The sequence below is a fragment of the Pectobacterium brasiliense genome (genome assembly GCF_016950255.1).
In the GTDB taxonomy this organism is placed as follows: Bacteria; Pseudomonadota; Gammaproteobacteria; order Enterobacterales; family Enterobacteriaceae; genus Pectobacterium; species Pectobacterium brasiliense.
Genome location: NZ_JACGFN010000001.1, coordinates 1,821,062 through 1,841,358 on the forward strand (window position 1 = coordinate 1,821,062; position 20,297 = coordinate 1,841,358).

At 50.6% G+C, this 20,297-nt stretch carries 17 protein-coding genes; 10 read left to right on the forward strand and 7 right to left on the reverse strand.

Annotated features, from left to right (window positions below; all coding sequences use genetic code 11):
- Window positions 1-4 precede the first annotated feature (4 nt).
- The 5 genes from lon to bolA form a co-directional block, all read right to left on the reverse strand.
- Window positions 5-2,386: an endopeptidase La gene (gene lon / locus H4F65_RS08065; protein WP_010282144.1), complete on the reverse strand. Its 2,382-nt coding sequence runs from the start codon at window positions 2,384-2,386 to the stop codon at window positions 5-7.
- A 192-nt stretch (window positions 2,387-2,578) separates the two neighbouring features.
- A complete protein-coding gene (gene clpX / locus H4F65_RS08070) occupies window positions 2,579-3,853 on the reverse strand; it encodes an ATP-dependent protease ATP-binding subunit ClpX (RefSeq protein WP_010282142.1) in 1,275 nt (424 codons plus the stop codon).
- Between the two features lie 163 nt (window positions 3,854-4,016).
- On the reverse strand, window positions 4,017-4,640 hold the full coding sequence (clpP, locus tag H4F65_RS08075) for an ATP-dependent Clp endopeptidase proteolytic subunit ClpP (protein WP_010282141.1): 624 nt from the start codon (window positions 4,638-4,640) through the stop codon (window positions 4,017-4,019).
- A 534-nt stretch (window positions 4,641-5,174) separates the two neighbouring features.
- Window positions 5,175-6,479 carry a trigger factor gene (gene tig / locus H4F65_RS08080; RefSeq protein WP_010282139.1) on the reverse strand — a complete coding sequence of 435 codons (1,305 nt, stop codon included), beginning with the start codon at window positions 6,477-6,479 and terminating at the stop codon, window positions 5,175-5,177.
- 314 nt (window positions 6,480-6,793) lie between these two features.
- Complete coding sequence (bolA, locus tag H4F65_RS08085) at window positions 6,794-7,108, reverse strand: transcriptional regulator BolA (protein ID WP_010282137.1); 315 nt, start codon at window positions 7,106-7,108, stop codon at window positions 6,794-6,796.
- Window positions 7,109-7,432: 324 nt separating this feature from the next.
- On the opposite strand from bolA, the gene H4F65_RS08090 reads away from it, so the two are divergent.
- The 8 genes from H4F65_RS08090 (at window position 7,433) to H4F65_RS08125 (ending at window position 16,384) form a co-directional block, all read left to right on the forward strand.
- Window positions 7,433-8,011 carry a lipoprotein gene (locus H4F65_RS08090; protein WP_010282135.1) on the forward strand — a complete coding sequence of 193 codons (579 nt, stop codon included), beginning with the start codon at window positions 7,433-7,435 and terminating at the stop codon, window positions 8,009-8,011.
- Between the two features lie 59 nt (window positions 8,012-8,070).
- Window positions 8,071-9,558 (forward strand): muropeptide MFS transporter AmpG, encoded by a 1,488-nt coding sequence (gene ampG, locus H4F65_RS08095; RefSeq protein WP_010282111.1) that lies wholly within the window; start codon window positions 8,071-8,073, stop codon window positions 9,556-9,558.
- Window positions 9,559-9,982: 424 nt separating this feature from the next.
- Complete coding sequence (gene cyoA / locus H4F65_RS08100) at window positions 9,983-10,945, forward strand: cytochrome o ubiquinol oxidase subunit II (protein ID WP_010282108.1); 963 nt, start codon at window positions 9,983-9,985, stop codon at window positions 10,943-10,945.
- A gap of 4 nt (window positions 10,946-10,949) precedes the next feature.
- On the forward strand, window positions 10,950-12,941 hold the full coding sequence (cyoB, locus tag H4F65_RS08105) for a cytochrome o ubiquinol oxidase subunit I (protein WP_010282105.1): 1,992 nt from the start codon (window positions 10,950-10,952) through the stop codon (window positions 12,939-12,941).
- Complete coding sequence (locus tag H4F65_RS08110) at window positions 12,931-13,545, forward strand: cytochrome o ubiquinol oxidase subunit III (protein ID WP_010282102.1); 615 nt, start codon at window positions 12,931-12,933, stop codon at window positions 13,543-13,545. Before cyoB ends, H4F65_RS08110 begins: the two co-directional genes overlap by 11 nt.
- Window positions 13,545-13,877, forward strand: coding sequence for a cytochrome o ubiquinol oxidase subunit IV (locus tag H4F65_RS08115; protein WP_010282099.1), 333 nt, complete (start codon window positions 13,545-13,547; stop codon window positions 13,875-13,877). Before H4F65_RS08110 ends, H4F65_RS08115 begins: the two co-directional genes overlap by 1 nt.
- A gap of 14 nt (window positions 13,878-13,891) precedes the next feature.
- Window positions 13,892-14,782, forward strand: a complete 891-nt coding sequence (cyoE, locus tag H4F65_RS08120; protein ID WP_010282097.1) for a heme o synthase — start codon at window positions 13,892-13,894, stop codon at window positions 14,780-14,782.
- A gap of 237 nt (window positions 14,783-15,019) precedes the next feature.
- On the forward strand, window positions 15,020-16,384 hold the full coding sequence (locus H4F65_RS08125) for an MFS transporter (RefSeq protein ID WP_010282095.1): 1,365 nt from the start codon (window positions 15,020-15,022) through the stop codon (window positions 16,382-16,384).
- Window positions 16,385-16,439: 55 nt separating this feature from the next.
- On the opposite strand, the gene H4F65_RS08130 is transcribed toward H4F65_RS08125, so the two are convergent.
- Window positions 16,440-16,931, reverse strand: coding sequence for a YajQ family cyclic di-GMP-binding protein (locus H4F65_RS08130; protein WP_010282093.1), 492 nt, complete (start codon window positions 16,929-16,931; stop codon window positions 16,440-16,442).
- Window positions 16,932-17,118: 187 nt separating this feature from the next.
- Between H4F65_RS08130 and panE the strand changes: the two genes are divergently transcribed.
- The gene (gene panE, locus H4F65_RS08135; RefSeq protein WP_010282092.1) at window positions 17,119-18,027 is read left to right on the forward strand and encodes a 2-dehydropantoate 2-reductase; all 909 of its coding nucleotides are present in this window, start codon (window positions 17,119-17,121) and stop codon (window positions 18,025-18,027) included.
- Window positions 17,990-18,580 (forward strand): protein deglycase YajL, encoded by a 591-nt coding sequence (gene yajL, locus H4F65_RS08140; RefSeq protein ID WP_010282087.1) that lies wholly within the window; start codon window positions 17,990-17,992, stop codon window positions 18,578-18,580. Before panE ends, yajL begins: the two co-directional genes overlap by 38 nt.
- Before the next feature lie 35 nt (window positions 18,581-18,615).
- Here the strand turns inward: yajL and thiI are convergent, their stop codons facing one another.
- Window positions 18,616-20,064, reverse strand: a complete 1,449-nt coding sequence (thiI, locus tag H4F65_RS08145; RefSeq protein ID WP_010282084.1) for a tRNA uracil 4-sulfurtransferase ThiI — start codon at window positions 20,062-20,064, stop codon at window positions 18,616-18,618.
- Window positions 20,065-20,297: the final 233 nt, after the last annotated feature.

A 20,297-nucleotide genomic window follows, 5' to 3' on the forward strand; every position in this document is an offset into this window, starting at 1 on the left:
GTCACTATTTTGCCTTGGCTTTGGTCTTGGCTTTAGGCGTCGAGACCACTTGCATGCCAGAAGGCGCATTCTGCAACGCTAACGCTAACACTTCCTCAATACGTTTCACCGGATGGATTTCCAGATCGGCAATCACGTTCTGTGGGATATCCTCCAGATCGCGCTTGTTGTCATCAGGAATCAATACCGTCTTGATACCACCACGGTGTGCAGCCAGCAGTTTCTCTTTCAGACCACCAATCGGCAGTACCAGACCACGCAGGGTAATCTCGCCCGTCATCGCCACATCAGCACGCACCGGGTTACCGGTTAAACAAGAAACCAGCGCGGTACACATCGCAATACCCGCACTCGGACCATCTTTCGGCGTCGCACCTTCTGGAACGTGAACGTGGATATCACGCTTCTCGTAAAAATCAGCATTGATGCCTAATTTTTCCGCTCTGGCACGAACCACGGTAAGCGCAGCCTGAATCGACTCCTGCATGACCTCACCCAGTGAACCGGTATAAGTCAGCTTACCTTTGCCCGGTACGCAGGCCGTTTCAATCGTCAGCAGGTCGCCACCCACTTCCGTCCAGGCCAGTCCGGTCACCTGCCCTACGCGATTTTCATCGTCCGCACGACCATAGTCAAAGCGCTGTACCCCAAGGAAATCCTTAAGGTTATCGCCCGAAATCTGGATATGCTTAGTGGATTTATCCATTAACAGCGTTTTTACTGCTTTACGGCACAGCTTGGAGATTTCACGCTCCAGACTACGTACGCCAGCTTCACGCGTGTAATAACGGATAATGCCAACAATCGCGCTGTCTTCTACCGACAGCTCGCCATTTTTCAGTGCATTACGTTCGATCTGTTTCGGCAGCAGATGCTGTTTGGCGATATTCAGTTTTTCGTCTTCGGTATAGCCGGAAAGACGAATGACTTCCATACGGTCAAGCAACGGTGCCGGGATATTCATGGAGTTAGACGTCGCAACAAACATCACATCGGACAGATCGTAATCGACCTCCAGATAGTGATCGTTAAACGCCACGTTCTGCTCCGGATCGAGCACTTCCAGCAAGGCTGAAGCCGGATCGCCACGCATGTCAGAAGACATTTTGTCGATCTCATCCAGCAGGAATAGTGGGTTTTTCACACCAACTTTTGCCATTTTCTGGATCAGTTTGCCCGGCATGGAACCGATATAGGTACGGCGGTGACCGCGGATTTCCGCTTCGTCACGCACGCCACCCAGCGCCATACGCACATACTGACGTCCGGTCGCTTTGGCAATAGACTGACCGAGCGAGGTTTTACCCACGCCAGGAGGCCCCACCAGACACAGAATCGGCCCTCTGATCTTGCTAACTCGACTCTGTACTGCGAGATATTCGAGGATGCGTTCTTTCACGCGATCCAGACCATAATGGTCGGTATCCAGCATTTCCTGCGCTTTCAGCAAGTCTTTCTTCACTTTGCTGCGCGCATTCCACGGCACCTGCACCATCCAGTCGATATAGCTGCGCACCACCGTCGCTTCCGCTGACATCGGTGACATCATTTTCAGCTTTTGTAATTCTGCTTCGGCTTTCTCACGCGCGTCTTTCGGCATTTTCGCCGCGTCAATCTTGCGTTTTAACGCTTCGTGTTCATCCGGCGCGTCATCCATCTCACCCAGCTCTTTCTGAATAGCTTTCATTTGCTCATTCAGATAGTACTCACGCTGGCTTTTTTCCATTTGCTTCTTAACACGGCCACGAATCCGTTTTTCTACCTGCAACAGGTCGATTTCGGATTCCATCATCGCCATCAGGTACTCCAAACGTTCAGTGATATCGAACATTTCAAGTACAGACTGCTTATCAGCCAGTTTCAGCGGCATGTGCGCAGCAATGGTGTCAGCTAAACGCGCGGCATCATCAATGCTGTTCAGAGATGTCAGCACTTCCGGCGGGATCTTCTTGTTCAGCTTGATGTATCCCTCAAACTGATTGATCGCCGTGCGCATGAGCACTTCCTGCTCGCGCTCATCAATTGCTGGGGAATCAAGATATTCTGCGTGTGCAGCGAAATGCTCACCGCTGTCAGAAAGTGTCGTAATACGCGCACGCTGTAACCCTTCGACCAGCACTTTTACCGTGCCGTCCGGCAGTTTCAGCATTTGAAGAATTGAGGCTACCGTCCCTACCGAGAAAAGATCGTTAATACTTGGCTCATCCGTTGAGGCTTCTTTCTGTGCCACCAGCATGATCTTCTTATCATGATCCATTGCGGCTTCAAGGCACCGAATCGATTTCTCCCGACCAACAAACAACGGAATGACCATGTGCGGATAAACCACCACATCGCGCAATGGCAATACGGGGATTTCTATGCGTTCGGAACGCTCAGGGTTCATAGAGCTCTCTCTTAGTTTCGTTTCCGCCAGGTTATGGGAATCTCGTGAAACGCGGTTTTCACGGGTTTCATCAAATAGGTATTTGAGTATATGGGGATAAATGTCTCACATTCAACGACCAGCATGCGTGTAAAAAACAAATGGGGGATAAAATCCCCCATTTTTATTTTTTGATGCGGCCAAATTGATTAATTATTCGCCGGATGCCTGCTGTGTCTCAGGCTTGCCATAGATCAGCAATGGCTCAGATTGGCCCGCAATCACGGATTCATCAATGACGACTTTATCCACGCTTTCCAGCGATGGCAGGTCATACATGGTATCCAGCAGAGCAGCTTCAACGATAGAACGCAGACCACGTGCACCGGTTTTACGCGCCATCGCTTTCTTGGCAATCGCCGTCAGCGCTTCATCGCGGAATTCCAGCTCAACGCCTTCGAGGTTGAACAGCGCCTGATACTGCTTGGTCAGCGCATTCTTCGGCTCGCGCAGGATCTGAATCAACGCTTCTTCGCTCAGTTCTCTCAGCGTAGCAACCACTGGCAGACGGCCGATAAACTCAGGAATCAAACCGAATTTAATCAAGTCACCCGGTTCAACATTGCTTAGCAGCTCGCCTTCTGTTGCTTTGTCAGCCGATCCTTTAACCGTCGCATTAAAGCCGATACCGCGACCTGTATCGGTACGTTGCTCGATCACTTTGTCCAGACCTGCAAACGCGCCGCCGCAGATAAAGAGGATCTTAGAGGTATCAACCTGCAAGAATTCCTGCTGCGGATGTTTACGCCCACCCTGCGGTGGAACCGCGGCGATCGTGCCCTCGATCAGCTTCAGCAGCGCCTGCTGCACGCCTTCACCAGATACGTCACGAGTGATCGACGGGTTGTCTGACTTACGAGAAATCTTGTCGATTTCATCGATGTAGACAATGCCACGCTGCGCTTTCTGCACATCGTAATCGCACTTCTGCAACAGCTTCTGAATGATGTTCTCGACGTCTTCACCGACGTAACCCGCTTCGGTCAACGTAGTAGCATCCGCCATGGTGAACGGGACATCCAGGAAGCGCGCCAGCGTTTCAGCCAACAGCGTTTTACCGCTCCCCGTAGGGCCGATCAGCAGGATGTTACTTTTACCCAGTTCGATCCCGTTGCTGCTGTCACCATTACGCAAGCGTTTATAGTGGTTATATACCGCAACGGCCAATACCTTCTTGGCCTGCTCTTGGCCGATAACGTAATCGTCAAGGTGGCGGCGAATTTCGTGTGGCGTCGGCAACGCACTGCGCTCACGGTGGGGCGCCACTTCCTTAATTTCTTCGCGAATAATGTCGTTACACAAGTCAACACATTCATCGCAGATATACACCGACGGCCCGGCAATCAGCTTACGCACTTCATGCTGGCTTTTGCCGCAAAAAGAGCAGTACAGTAACTTTCCTGAACCGTCTTTGCGCTTATCTGTCATGAGTTAAACCTCTTTTTCGTCTTTTGCCCGCAGGCCAACCACAGCGATACCGCTACAACGAACGCCGATACTTATAGCCAATACGCGTAAAATAACCCCGCACAACAGACTATCGGTCGAACACTGATTTTTAGCTACACCAGACCGCTAATATGGCGAATTATTACCCACGGTTAGTGAATACGGAGTCTACCAAACCGTAGTCTACTGCCTCACTGGCAGAGAGGAAACGATCGCGCTCGGTGTCTCTCTCTATCGCTTCAAGAGGCTGACCCGTATGTTTCGCCATCAGCTCATTCATCTTGGCTTTCACTTTCAGTATTTCTTTGGCATGGATTTCAATATCTGTTGCCTGCCCTTGGAAACCGCCCAATGGCTGGTGAATCATGACGCGCGAGTTAGGCAAGCAAATACGTTTACCTTTGGCTCCCGCAGTCAATAGGAACGCGCCCATAGAACAGGCCTGTCCCATACAGATCGTGCTGACATCTGGCTTGATAAACTGCATGGTGTCATAAATGGACATACCGGCAGTAATGACGCCACCAGGGGAATTAATGTACAGATAAATGTCTTTTTCTGGGTTTTCGGCTTCCAGAAACAGCATCTGTGCCACAACCAGGTTCGCCATGTGATCTTCGACCTGACCAGTCAGGAAGATTATCCGTTCTTTTAGCAGACGGGAATAGATATCGTAAGAACGTTCCCCACGCGAGGTCTGTTCAACCACCATCGGCACTAACGCCATATGAGGTGCTTGTCTTTCTTGTTCGCCACTGTATGACATTCACGTCTCCTAGATAAAATGCGTCCGGCACTCTTAGCGTTGTTCAATCATTGCATTGTTCAATCATCGTATTACTCAATTCTACTAGAGATAGAGAGGGATGACTATGGAACCCTGCCCCACCCCAGTTGAACAACCCATACGGCCGAGAATCCTTACCTGCTGTGCCCACTTTTCCTCTTCAGTGAGTGGGGGCACACGCATTGTATTTCAAGCTTACACTATCAATCGTTCTCTATTAAAGCGCCAATCATTTTATTCTTAACACGTTATCGGCACGACAACGTTGCGGTTTAACTCGTTGCCTGACCTAACAAATTCTCTGCATGAGTCAATAATAGTGCAATTTCAGGCGCCCCTCTCTCGCCGATTCACTGGCGGAGGCGAAGGCGCTAAACGCCGGCGTTAAGTACCACCTAAACGATAATCATCAGTATTGCGAACGCTATAAGCAAAAAGCCCGCGCCATAAGGCACGGGCTTTGATAGGGAAGCATCCCCGCTACGCAATAAACAATGTTGATATCAACAAGGTTTATGCCGTAGTTGTTTGATTCATCAGTTCGTTGAAGCTGACTGATTTCTCAACGACTTTCGCTTTAGCAAGTACGGTTTCTACCGCTTGCTCTTCCAGAGCAACGTTACGCATGTTGTTGAGCAGCTCTTTGTTTTTGCTGTAGAACTCGATAACTTCCTGCGGATCTTCGTAAGCAGAAGCCATCTCTTCGATCAACGCATTAACGCGTGCTTCGTCAGCTTTCAGCTCATTGGTGCTGATAACTTCGCCCAGCAGCAGACCGATAACAACACGACGTTTAGCTTGCTCTTCGAACAGCTCACGCGGTAATTCCTGCGCTTGCTTCTCGTTGCCGCCAAAACGCTGTGCAGCCTGACGGCGCAGAACGTCGATTTCGCCATCGATCAGTGCAACTGGCACATCGATTTCGTTGGCGTTGATCAGTCCGTCCAGAACCTGAGTTTTCACACGGTTACGCACCGCGCCTTTCAGCTCACGTTCCATATTTTTACGAACTTCAGCACGCAGACCTTCCTGAGAACCATCAGCCACGCCGAAACGTTTGATGAATTCTTCAGTCAATTCAGGCAGCTCACGCTCTTCAACTTTCTTCAGGACGATAGCGAACTGAGCCGCTTTTCCTTTCAGGTTTTCAGCGTGGTAATCTTCTGGGAAGTTCACGTCGATAGTGAATTCTTCACCCGCTTTGTGTCCAACGACGCCATCTTCAAAGCCTGGGATCATGCGGTTCTGGCCCATTGCCAGAACGAAGTCGGACGCTTTTCCGCCTTCAAAGACTTCACCGTCGATAGAGCCAGTGAAATCGATCGTTGCACGATCTTCCGCTGCCGCAGCGCGGTCGGTTTCTTTCCAGGTTGCCTGTTGCTTACGCAGCGTGTCCAGCATGGTATCAACGTCAGCATCGGTCACTTCAACAACCGGTTTTTCAACTTCGATCGCATCCAGACCTTTCAGTTCGATTTCCGGGTACACGTCAAACTCAACAGAGTAAGTGAAGTCGCCGCCTACCGCATATTCGCCAGGGATATAGTTAGGCGCGCCAACCGGATTAATTTTTTCTTTGATGATCGCGTCAACAAAGTTGCGCTGCATCAGGTCACCCAATACGTCCTGGCGCACGGAGGCACCATAACGCTGAGCAACAACATTCATCGGCACTTTGCCTTTACGAAAACCGTCAATACGTACTTTTTTGGCCGCGTTGACCAGCTCGCTCTTCACCGCACTCTCAATGATGTCAGCAGCAACGGTAATCGTTACGCGACGTCCCAGACCTTGAGTGGTTTCAACTGAAACTTGCATCTTGTTACCTCAAAAAATCACAGTGATCGGTCAACCCCAAAACTATTCTCGCGACGAAAACTCTCACGACAGCAGGGCTGATTCAGCGCTGGCACCAAGGCGCACAGGCTTAAATAAACCTCGCAGAACCGGGAAATTGCCAACCCCGTCCCTGTAGTCAGAAGCGTCCCGAATACATTCAGGAAAAATAGACGCAGCATTATAGCGATATAGAGGGGATGAGTCGAGAACGGCGGGCAGACTATTACAGCAACGGATTCACACTTTTGTTAGTAACCCGCCCCGATATGTCAGGAACGGGCCATATTAATGACTTAAGAAAGGATGCCAGCGCCACCGCAAGGCGGTGAAGAAGGGACGGCATTTTGCAAGCTGATCCACTCTTTTGTCGTATACGTATGTAACGCGAGTGCATGCACCGACCCCGCCAGTTCAGCGGCCAGTACGGCATAGACTGCGCGATGCCGTCCAATCACGCGTTCGCCCGTGAATTTATCGCTGACCAGCACAACTTTAAAATGACTTTCCGCGCCCGCAGGCACGTTGTGGCGATAGCTCTCATCAGTCACTTCTAAATGAACAGGTTCAAAACCCACACGCAGCTTTTCTTCTATCGTTTCACGCATCATACGACTACCCTTTCGGCTTGGGGAAAATGTGATATCAACGCGACATTGCTGCCATTCACCGATGTCCGAATCAGTATAACCTTAGCGTTTTTTCAATCTGTTATGCGTAAGAGCGGCATGACAAAGAAGAAAAAGGGTCGCTAAGGGTGGAGATATCATCGGCGGTATTGATGTGATAAAAACGTTTTTCTGGGTCAACGGCATGAAAAAGATGAATTTCAGGACAATTTACCTGCTATCGGCTCTTTTTCCTGCCTGTGGCGATGATATGATATCAACAATATTTGTCAGCTCACCACACTAATCATTACTGAGAAAATACGAATGTTAAAAAAATTATTTTTCCCTCTTCTGGCCGTCATTCTGCTTGCAGGATGTGCAGCAAAAAGCAACACGCTGAACATCAGCCCCAAAATCAGCCTGCCTTCCCAGGACCCGACGCTGATGGGCGTAACGATTAGTATCAATGGTGCAGACCAACGCGCCGATCAGGCTCTGGCGAAAGTGAATCGCGATGGCCAACTGATTACGCTGACGCCTTCTCGCGATCTGCGTTTCCTGTTGCAAGAAGCGCTGGAGAAACAAATGACCGCACGTGGTTACATGATCGGTACGGGCGGCCCGGTAGCCTTGCAGATCGTGGTTAACCACCTGTACGCCGATGTCTCCGAAGGCAACCTGCGCTACAACATCACCACCAAAGCGGATATCTCCATCATTTCTCAGGCGGCAAATGGCAACAAGCAGGTGAAAAACTACCGCTCAACCTATACCGTTCAGGGCGCGTTTACTGCCAACAATCAGAACATTACCAATGCCGTTAACACGGTGTTAGGCGATGTCATCAACGACATGGCGCAAGACACGACTGTAAGTGGCTTTATCAAAGAAAACGCCCGTTAATTTCTGTACGCCGCTTCCCTTGCTCCTGAACGCTCACGGAGCAAGGGAAAGGACTCTTCATGTTTAGTCGCATCATTGCTTTATTCAGCCAACGTAATTCGCTTTTTATGCTGTTGCTTGGCTTCGCTTCCGGTTTACCACTGGCATTGACATCCGGCACATTGCAAGCCTGGATGACTGTCGAGAATGTCGATCTGAAAACCATTGGTTTCTTCTCTTTGGTTGGTCAAGCCTACGTATTCAAGTTCCTGTGGTCCCCGCTGATGGACCGCTACACCCCACCGTTTCTCGGCCGACGCCGTGGCTGGCTGATACTCAGTCAACTTCTGCTGATTGCTGCCATTATTGGTATGGGGTTTATGAACCCGGCTCGCGATCTCTGGTGGCTGGCTGCGCTGGCAGTTCTGGTCGCGTTCTGCTCCGCTTCTCAGGATATTGTTTTTGATGCCTATAAGACGGATTTACTTCCTCCAGAAGAACGCGGTACGGGCGCAGCCACCTCGGTATTAGGTTATCGTCTGGCGATGCTGGTTTCAGGTGGACTGGCGTTGTGGATGGCCGATCGCTATTTCGGCTGGCAGGCCACCTACTGGTTAATGGCAGGACTCATGCTGATCGGTGTGTTCGCGACCCTGCTAGCACCGGAACCACTGAATAGCCAGCCAGCGCCACGCAGCATGGAGCAAGCGATTGTTGCCCCTTTGCGCGATTTCTTCGCACGCAACAACGCCTGGCTCATTCTTCTGCTTATCGTGTTATACAAGCTCGGTGACGCCTTTGCGATCAGCTTGACGACAACCTTCCTGATACGCGGCGTTGGCTTCAATGCAGGTGATGTCGGGCTGGTTAATAAGACGCTTGGGCTCTTCGCCACCATCGTTGGAGCGATTTACGGCGGATTATTGATGCAGCGGATCTCCTTGTTCAGAGCGTTGATGCTGTTTGGTATTCTTCAGGCCGTGTCCAACGCGGGGTACTGGTTGCTGGCTATCACCGCCAAAAGTCTGTTCACCATGGCTACCGCTGTTTTTCTGGAAAACCTCTGCGGCGGTATGGGGACAGCAGCATTTGTCGCACTATTGATGACGCTGTGCAATAAGTCGTTCTCAGCCACACAGTTTGCTCTTCTTTCTGCCCTTGCCGCCGTCGGACGGGTTTACGTTGGTCCTATCGCAGGCTGGTTTGTCGAATCCTATGGCTGGGCATGGTTCTACCTGTTCTCGATTTTTGCCGCGTTACCGGGTCTGGCCATCCTGCTGATCTGCCGTGAGACGTTGGAGTTTACCCAGAAAACCGACACCTTTCAGTTACGCACAAACTTCCAGAATTATTACAAGAAAGCCTTACATATGTTGGAATTGGGTGCGATTGTGCTGGCATTGTGGCTCATACTGCTAATCAGCAATGCGCTGGAATGGTCCTCATTGCCTCTGTTGGCAGAATACCTGCTCGCCGCAGGCGGCGCACTCGCTCTGCTGGGCATTTTCTTCGGTAGCTTGCTGGATTATCTGTCACTTCGGCGCGCGTCCAAACAGTCCGCGCACTAACGATATTCGTTCAGGCAGCGCTCATCTGCTGCCTGAACCTATTACATCGTTCCTTTATTTAATTATTTTTCTCATAATATCTTGCTAGAGGGAATTTTATTTCCTCGTAAAAATCCCTCAGAACTAATTTCATTTGTTATCAAACACGCAGGTTGAGCAAAAAATTTCTCCAAACTAAAAATAGAAAATAAGCGTTACGGTGAGTTGTAATTTCTTATTATCCCTCCATACTCTTATCTGGGTAGCCTCTTAATTTGCTGTTTTTCAATACCATTTTTATTTTGGCTATCTTTGTGACATTAAGGGCAAAAAACAGCAACAAACGGCTGACATAACCTTAATCATGTTTACAGTGCAGTAACCTTCCCGTAAAATGCCCGCTCGCGTAAAATGACAATAGAGCCCTTGTTATTGAGGTCGCTAGATGAGACTCAAGAAATACAATACAATTTTTGGGATGCTGTCTTTATTTGCAGCCACTGCTCTACTGAGCGGTTGCGATATGGCGCTGATGAACCCCAAAGGAGAGATCGGGTTAGAGCAAAGATCGTTAATACTGACTGCCATCGGGCTGATGTTGATCGTTGTGATTCCCGTTATCGTTATGACGATAGCTTTTGCCTGGAAGTTCCGTGCTTCCAATGAAAAGGCAAAATATACCCCGAACTGGTCACACTCCAATAAGATTGAAGCTGTAGTTTGGACTGTGCCAATTATCATTATCGTCATTCTTGGCACGATTACCTGGAAGACGACCCACTCGCTTGATCCCTATAAGCCACTGGTGTCAGACGTCAAACCTATCAATGTCGAAGTTGTTTCGCTTGACTGGAAATGGCTGTTTGTTTACCCGGACTTGGGTATCGCGACGGTTAACGAACTGGCTTTCCCTGCCAACGTACCTGTTGCGTTCAAGATTACATCCGACTCCGTGATGAACTCCTTCTTCATCCCTCGCCTTGGTGGACAAATCTATGCCATGGCCGGAATGCAGACGAAGCTCCACCTGATCGCTAACGAACCGGGCAAATATGACGGTATCTCTGGCGGCTATAGTGGTAAAGGCTTCTCTGGTATGAAGTTCACCGCGATTGCTACACCAACTCAACAAGAGTTCGACCAGTGGGTTGCGAACGTTCGGTCGTCCCCTAAGACACTGAATACCATGGATGAATTCAACACTTTGGCTAAACCAAGTGAATTCCATCCTGTCGAATACTTCTCCAGTGTCCAGCCGGATTTGTTTAATAATCTTATTCGCAAATTCACAGGCAGCGGCATGAACATGCAACATCATGGTGAAGGCATGAAGCACGACGAAAACATGCAACACGGTGAGGGTATGAACATGGGCGAGCATAGCTCGCACAAAGGAGCCGAGGGATAATACGATGTTCGGAAAACTTACACTCGATGCGGTTCCGTATCACGAACCCATTATTATGGTCACCGTGGCGGCGATCATCGTTGGCGGCCTTGCGCTGCTGGCGGCAATAACCTATTTCGGTAAGTGGAAATGGCTGTGGGCCGAATGGTTCACCTCCGTCGACCACAAGAAAATCGGTATCATGTACATCATCGTCGGTCTGGTGATGATGATACGTGGTTTCGCCGATGCAATCATGATGCGTGGCCAGCAGGTGCTGGCCTCTGCCGGGCAAGAAGGCTTCCTAAACGCTCACCACTACGATCAGATTTTCACCGCGCACGGTGTCATCATGATCTTCTTCGTGGCGACACCGTTTGTCGTTGGCCTGATGAACCTTGCGGTTCCTTTGCAGATCGGTGCACGTGACGTTGCTTTCCCCTTCCTGAACTCCCTCAGCTTCTGGCTGTTTGTAGCGGGCGTTGTCTTGATCAACCTCTCCCTCGGGGTAGGTGAGTTCGCACAGACGGGTTGGGTGGCGTATCCGCCGCTTTCAGGGAAGGAGTACAGTCCCGGCGTCGGGGTCGATTACTGGATATGGAGTCTACAGATATCCGGTGTAGGTACCACGCTGACGGGTGTTAACTTCTTCGCTACCATTCTGAAGATGCGCGCGCCTGGCATGACGCTGATGAAAATGCCAGTATTTACCTGGACGGCACTGTGTACCAACGTGCTGATCATTGCCGCATTCCCAATATTGACCGTTACCATTGCGTTGCTGACGCTTGACCGTTACCTCGGCACCCATTTCTTTACCAATGATATGGGTGGCAACATGATGATGTACATCAACCTGATTTGGGCATGGGGTCATCCTGAGGTTTACATTCTGGTGCTGCCGATATTCGGTGTTTACTCCGAAGTGGTTGCCACCTTCTGTAAGAAACGTTTGTTTGGCTACACCTCACTGGTGTGGGCAACCATTGCGATTACGGTTCTGTCGTTCATCGTTTGGCTGCACCACTTCTTTACCATGGGGTCCGGCGCGAACGTCAACGCCTTCTTTGGTATAGCCACCATGATTATTTCAATCCCAACCGGGGTTAAAATCTTCAACTGGCTGTTCACTATGTATCAAGGCCGTATTCAGTCTCACTCCACGATGCTGTGGACCACGGGCTTCATCATCACCTTCACCATCGGTGGGATGACCGGCGTACTGCTGGCCGTACCGGGTGCGAACTTTGTCCTGCACAACAGCCTGTTCCTGATTGCTCACTTCCATAACGTGATCATCGGCGGCGTGGTGTTTGGTTGCTTCGCAGGTATCACTTACTGGTTCCCGAAAGCCTTTGGTTTCACCCTGAACGAAACCTGGGGTAAACGTGCGTTCTGGTTCTGGATTATTGGCTTCTTCGTTGCCTTCATGCCGCTGTACGTTCTCGGCTTCATGGGGATGACGCGTCGTCTGAGCCAGCAAATCAACCCTGAATTCCACGCCTTGCTGGTTGTGGCCTCCATCGGTGCGGTATTGATTGGTATCGGTGTACTGTGTCAGGTGATCCAGTTCTACGTCAGTATCCGTGACCGTGACCAGAACCGTGACCTGACGGGCGACCCGTGGGGTGGACGCACGCTGGAGTGGGCAACGTCTTCTCCTGCGCCGTTCTACAACTTCGCTATCGTGCCACACATCAACGATCGTGACGCATTCTGGGAAGCGAAAGAGAAAGGTGAAGCTTACAAGCGCCCTGCCAGCTATGAAGAGATTCACATGCCGAAGAACACCGGCGCTGGTGTGATTATCTCCGCATTCAGCCTGGTATTCGGTTTTGCCATGATCTGGCATATCTGGTGGCTTGCCATCGCTGGCTTCGCTGGCATGATTGTGACCTGGATTGTGCATAGCTTTAATCAAGACGTGGATTACTACGTGCCGGTTAAAGAAATTGAGCAAATTGAGAATCAGAATTTTGATCAACTCAGTAAGGCAGGCGTGAAACATGTCAACTGAAACTCTGACTAACCACAATACAGCCCATGCAGAGCATGGGCACCACGACACAGGCGCGACCAAGGTATTTGGTTTCTGGGTCTACCTGATGAGCGACCTGATTATTTTCGGGTCACTGTTCGCAACCTATGCGGTACTGGTTAACGGTACTGCGGGTGGCCCAAGCGGGAAAGAGCTTTTCCAACTGCCTTTCGTGCTGGTGGAAACGTTCGCGCTGTTGTTCAGTAGTATTACCTACGGCATGGCGATGATCGCCATGAACAAGGGCAACAAATCTCAGGTTAATACCTGGTTAGGCGTGACCTTCCTGTTCGGTCTGGTGTTTATCGGGATGGAAATCTATGAGTTCCATCATCTGATCGTGGAAGGCTATGGCCCGGATCGCAGCGCGTTCCTGTCCGCCTTCTTCGCACTGGTCGGTACCCACGGGATTCACGTAACAGGCGGTCTGATTTGGTTGGTCATCATGATGATTCAGGTCTCTAAACGTGGCCTGACTGCAACCAACAAAACACGTCTGATGTGCCTGAGTCTGTTCTGGCACTTCCTCGACGTGGTATGGATCTGTGTCTTCACCGTTGTTTATCTGCTGGGGGCGATGTAATGAGTCATTCAACAACCGATCATTCAGGTGCCAGCCACGGCAGCGTTAAGTCATACGTGATAGGTTTTGTTCTGTCTGTGATTTTGACAGTGATTCCTTTCAGTATGGTCATGAGCGGCACTGCCTCGCATAGCGCCATCCTTTTCACGGTGGTGGGATGTGCAGTGGTTCAGATTCTGGTACATCTGGTGTATTTCCTGCACCTGAATACGTCCTCAGAAGAGCGCTGGAACGTGGTGGCTCTTGTGTTTGCCGTCCTGATTATCGCGATTGTCGTCGTGGGCTCCATCTGGATTATGATGAGCGCACACCACAATATGATGATCCAGTAACAGAGCCGTAAAAGATGATTAAGCAATACCTGCAAGTTACTAAACCAGGAATTATTTTCGGAAATCTGATTTCCGTTATCGGTGGATTTCTCCTTGCGGCCCAAGGCCGCATTGATTATCCCCTGTTTTTCGCCACCCTCGTGGGTGTGTCGTTAGTCGTTGCATCTGGCTGCGTGTTTAACAACGTCATTGACCGCGACATCGACAAGAAAATGGAGAGAACCAAAAATCGGGTTCTGGTAAAGGGACTGATTTCGCTGAAGGTAACGCTGGTTTACGCATCGCTGTTAGGTATTGCGGGCTTTGCTCTGCTCTACATCGCGGCTAACCCGCTGGCCATGTGGCTGGCGGTGATGGGCTTCGTCGTGTATGTCGGTGTGTATAGTCTGTACATGAAGCGGCATTCTGTTTATGGCACGCTGATTGGCAGCCTGTCTGGCGCGGCACCACCGGTTATCGGTTACTGTGCCGTCAGCAACCAGTTCGACGCTGGCGCATTGATTCTGCTGCTGATCTTTAGCCTGTGGCAGATGCCGCATTCCTACGCGATTGCGATTTTCCGCTTCAAGGATTATCAGGCCGCCAATATCCCGGTACTGCCTGTTGTGAAAGGCATCTCCGTTGCGAAACACCACATCACGCTGTACATCGTGGCGTTTGCAGTAGCAACATTGATGCTGTCTCTCGGCGGCTATGCCGGCTATAAATATCTGATCGTTGCCGCAGCAGTGAGCGTCTGGTGGTTGGGTATGGCGCTGTCAGGCTATAAAAATGCGATTGATGACCGTGTATGGGCAAGAAAACTGTTTGTTTTCTCCATTGTCGCGATTACGTCACTGAGCGTCATGATGTCCGTGGATTCAATGGCACCCGCGCATGAAATCATGCTGACCTACCTGCGTTAATCACAAGCAGCGTTACATGCATTAAGAAAAACAGGTGGCTTGTCCGCCTGTTTTTTTATGTCATATTTTCTGCACGTCCCCTTCGGGCCGTCGCCAGCAATGTTGGAAAATGCTCCCTGCGTTTTTTTCTTTTCTCCTCTCCTACTTTCTCCTACGCCAAATCACGTAACAAACCTATCGTTTACTGTCTGACCAAGAACGCACTAAAATAGTGTCAATTGCTTTTCAGAGGTACACATGAACGATAATAAAATGACCCCTGGCGAATTACGCGCCACATGGGGCTTGGGAGCCGTTTTTTCACTGCGCATGCTTGGCATGTTTATGGTGTTGCCTGTCCTGACAACTTACGGCATGGCCTTACAGGGTGCCAGTGAAGCGCTGATCGGTATTGCCATTGGCATTTATGGCCTGATGCAGGCTATTTTCCAGATTCCCTTCGGCCTGGCTTCTGACCGCATCGGCAGAAAACCTCTGATCGTTGGAGGATTGTTGATTTTTGCTCTCGGCAGTGTCATCGCTGCACTGAGCGACTCTATCTGGGGCATTATCCTTGGCCGAGCACTACAAGGCGCGGGGGCAATCTCCGCTGCCGTTATGGCGCTGCTTTCCGACCTGACGCGTGAGCAGAACCGAACGAAAGCGATGGCATTTATCGGCGTGAGCTTCGGCGTCACCTTTGCTATCGCGATGGTCGTTGGTCCTATCGTTACCCACGCCTTCGGCTTACAGGCGCTCTTCTGGGGCATCGCGCTTCTGTCACTCGCAGGGATTGTCATTACTCTGACGCTGATTCCTTCCGCACCTGAGCACGTTCTGAATCGAGAATCGGCGATGGTGCGCGGCAGTTTCCGCAAAGTGCTCAGCAATAGCCGCCTGCTGAAACTGAATATCGGCATCATGTGTCTTCATATTTTATTGATGTCGAGCTTCGTCGCCCTCCCCCGAGTCATGGAATCTGTGGGGTTAGCACCGCAGGATCACTGGAAAGTCTATCTGACCACGATGCTGATCTCTTTTGTCGGCGTCGTGCCTTTCATCATTTATGCTGAAGTGAAAAGACGAATGAAGCAGGTCTTCATCGGCTGCATCGTGGTCCTGATCGCCGCAGAGGTTGTCTTATGGTCGGCGGGCAACCATCTTTGTCAAATTATCATCGGCGTACAGCTGTTCTTCCTGGCCTTCAACGTCATGGAAGCACTGCTGCCCTCGCTGATTAGCAAGGAATCACCTGCGGGATATAAAGGCACCGCGATGGGCGTTTACTCCACCACACAGTTCATCGGTGTAGCCATTGGCGGGAGCCTCGGCGGCGGACTGTTTGAGCTTTATGGCGCTTCTGCCGTCTTTATGGCTGGCGCGGCCATTGCGACCATCTGGCTACTCGTCAGCTTCACCATGCAAGAACCGCCTTATCTCAGCAGCCTGAGAATTACACTGCCTGATTTAGCGCTGCGCGATAGTGAATTGGAACAGAAAATACGTACCCAACCCGGCGTTGCAGAAGTTGTCGTCGTGCCGGATGAGCAGAGTGCTTATGTGAAGATCGACAACAAAAAGACCAATCGGCAGCAGTTAGAACAGTTGGTAGGACAGAACTAAATAGAAAGGCCAGCTTTTGCTGGCCTTTCTGTTCATCGGCGGCTGACTAAAAGTATCAATCGCGGAAGTTGGTAAACTGGAACGGTTGCCCCAGATTTCCGCCGCGAATCAGCGCCATCACACCTTGTAAGTCATCGCGTGATTTACCGGTTACGCGCACCTGTTCACCCTGAATCTGCGCCTGCACTTTCAGCTTGCTGTCTTTAATCAGCTTGATGATTTGCTTCGCCAGCGTCGTTTCAATACCTTGCTTCAGCTTCGCTTCCACGCTGTACGTTTTTCCGCTGTGTTCCATTTCTTCTGGGATCTCCAGCGAACCGCCTTCAATACCGCGCTTAACCAGTTTTTCACGCAGAATATCAACCAGCTGTTGTACCTGAAAATCAGACTCGCTGGCCACTTTGATACTCTGTGATTTCTCATTCAGTTCAAAGCTGGCCGGAACATTACGAAAATCCCAACGGGTGCTCAGATCGCGTGTCGCATTTTCCACCGCGTTACGGACTTCCTGCATATCAATTTCCGAAACAATATCGAAAGATGGCATAATTCGCTCTCCTGACAAATTTGGCTGGCGAGCATAATAACCGCTCTTCTGCGATAAGCAAGATGCCAGACACAATCCCGATTTTTACTCGGCATCCGGCAAACCGGCCGAATAACTCAAGATCGTGACATGAATGATAGCCTATGATGGCAGAACGACAGCGCCCGCATCAAATAGGGAGACGTACATGAAAATCACCGTTCTTGGCTGTGGCGCGCTGGGTCAGCTTTGGCTCGCCGCGTTACATCAGCAAGGGCATGATGTCCAGGGATGGCTGCGCATTCCGCAACCGTATTGTCCAGTCAATGTCACTATGCTGGACGGTCAGCACTGTAATCTCAACCTGACAGCGAACGACCCCGATCATCTTGCCCAAAGCGAACTTCTGCTGGTGACGCTAAAAGCCTGGCAAGTTTCCGATGCTGTTATCGCGCTATTGCCGCAGCTCAACCCACAGTGCACGATTCTGCTTTTACACAATGGAATGGGCACGCGGGAAGAATTACCGTCGTTGCAGCAACCACTGGTGCTCGGTATCACCACCCACGCTGCCCGACGCGACATCAATAACGTCGTACACGTTGCGGCAGGCACTACGCATATTGGCACATTTAACGGTGACAGCAGCCAAAGCCATTTAGCTGAAGTGCTGCATCAGGCCTTGCCTGATGTGGCCTGGCACACCAACATTAGCGCCACCTGCTGGCTGAAACTGGCGGCTAACTGCGTCATCAATCCACTGACGGTGAAATATCACTGCACTAATGGCGAGCTTTCTGCGTATCCAGAACTGATTGTGTCACTTTGTCAGGAGGTGGCCAGCGTCATGGAACGGGAAGGCTTCCATACATCGGGAGATAGTCTGCTGCTCTACGTGAATCAAATTATTCAGAACACTGCGGCAAACACCTCATCGATGTTGCAGGACATCATCGCTCAGCGGCATACCGAAATTGATTACATTACCGGGTATTTACTGCACCGTGCGCGTCTCCACGGTCTGACACTCCCTGAAAATGCCCGTCTGTTTGACTACATTAAGCAAAAGGAAAATGATTATGACCGCATCGGCACTGGTGTGTCTGGCACCTGGTAGTGAAGAAACTGAGGCCGTCACGACCATCGATTTGCTTGTCCGGGCAGGTATTCAGGTCACGCTTGCCAGCGTAGCCAGCGATGGCAATCTTGAGATCGTCTGCTCGCGTGGAGTAAGGCTACTGGCGGATGCTCCACTGGCTACCGTCGCCGATCGGCCTTTCGATGTGCTGGTGTTACCGGGCGGCCTGCAAGGTGCGGAGTGCTTCCGCGATAGCCCAATACTGGTGGAATGCATTCGACAAGCGCATCTGGAAGGGAAAATTGTCGCCGCGATGTGTGCAACGCCTGCGCTGGTGCTGGAATATCATCAGCTGTTCCCCGTCGGAAACATGACGGGCTATCCTGCGTTTAAGGATAAGATTGCGCCAGAAAAATGGATGGAAAAGCGTGTCGTCTACGATCCGCGCGTGAATCTGTTAACCACTCAAGGGCCAGGCACCAGCATGGATTTCGCTTTGAAGATCATTGATTTGCTGCTGGGAAAAGAAAAAGCCGCCGAAGTCGCCGCACAGCTCATCCTGCCGCCGGGTATTCATAACTATCGCGATTAACGTAGATGAAAAAGGCGCTTGCGCGCCTTTCTATATTACGGACGGTATACCTTCACATTGGTAAAACCTTGCTCACGCAGGTACAGCGCCTGCAAGCGGCTCATCACGCCACGTTCACAGTAAAGCAGATAGGTTTTGCTCTGATCCAAATCGCCAAACTGTGTACCCAGCTTGTAGAACGGTAAAGATTTGATTTCGATCTGATCCAATTCAAGCGGCTTATCGTCCTGTTCATCTGGAGAACGGATATCCAGCAGCACGTCGGTTGGCGCAAATGACGCGACCGTTTCGACCTCGACCACGTCTTGCTTGGTCTGCTCGGCGATCTCACGGATATCAATATTCCGGGCTTCACTCACCACACGATCCAGGATAGCGAAATCAAAGTGACCTTCTTCGGCCTCAATCTTCGCTTTCACCGCCTTCACCGTCGGGCTTTTAGAGATCACACCGCAGTATTCCGGCATCGTTTTGGCGAAATCTTCCGTCCCCAGTTCGCGCGCCTGTTTGATAATGTGTTCTTTATCATGAGAAATCAGCGGACGCAGAATCAGCGTGTCGGAGGCATTATCGATCAAACGCAGGTTGGTCAGCGTCTGGCTGGACACCTGCCCTAACGCTTCACCAGTCACCAGCGCCTGAACACCGTAACGTTCGGCAACTTTGGAGGCCGCGCGCACCATCATACGCTTCAGCACGACGCCCATCTGGCCGTCATCGACCTTCTCGAGAATTTCACCCACGACAGGATCGAAGTCGATAGCAATAAAGCGCACCCGATGTGAGCTTCCAAAACGGTTCCACAGATAATGTGCCACCTGTTTCACACCAATCTCGTGTGCTGCACCGCCAAGATTGAAGAAGCAGTAATGCACGCGGCATCCGCGACGCATCAACATATAGCTGGATACACCAGAGTCGAAACCACCGGAAATCAGTGATAACACATCTTCCTGCGTACCAATCGGGTAGCCACCGATCCCTTCATAGCGACCTTTAATCAGCAGCAGACGATCCTGTTCGATTTCCAGATGCACGGTGATCTGAGGCGCAGTGAGGTTGACTCGCGCAGTCTCAATATGCTGGTTCAAACCGCCGCCAACATAGCGCTCTACGTCCTGTGAGCTAAACTCATGCTTACCGCGGCGTTTTACCCGCACACAAAACGTCTTACCTTCCAACCGTTCACGATACAGGGTCAACGCCTGTTCAAAGATGTTATGCACGTCGGTGTAGGCGTGGTCTTCAACTTCCAGAATATGGTGAATACCTGGAATTCTCGTCAGCGCATCACGAATCGTTTCACGCTGATTTTCGTCTTTAGCCCGAACTTCGATATGATCCCAGTGACGGACAACCGCCAGCGTTTCATCATAGTGTTTTAATACGTTGCGAATGTTTCCGGTTAGAATCTTGATAAAGCGCAACCGCACAGATTGGCTCTTGATGGTGATTTCCGGGAACAATTTAATGATAAACTTCATGGTGGCTGTCGTTACTTGGTCAGAAAGGTGTAAATAAATTCACCCTGGGCACTAAAATCACGTTATCGGTAAAATCAGCCAGAACAGAGATGATTTTACCAATAGCATCCAAGGCGCGGAGTATATCATTATATGCAGATATACTGTGCGTTTTAACCGTATAATCGTCGCGCCATCTGCGGATGACCAAACGTAACACCACGCTTTGCCGCCACAAGCCAACGGCGTATAAC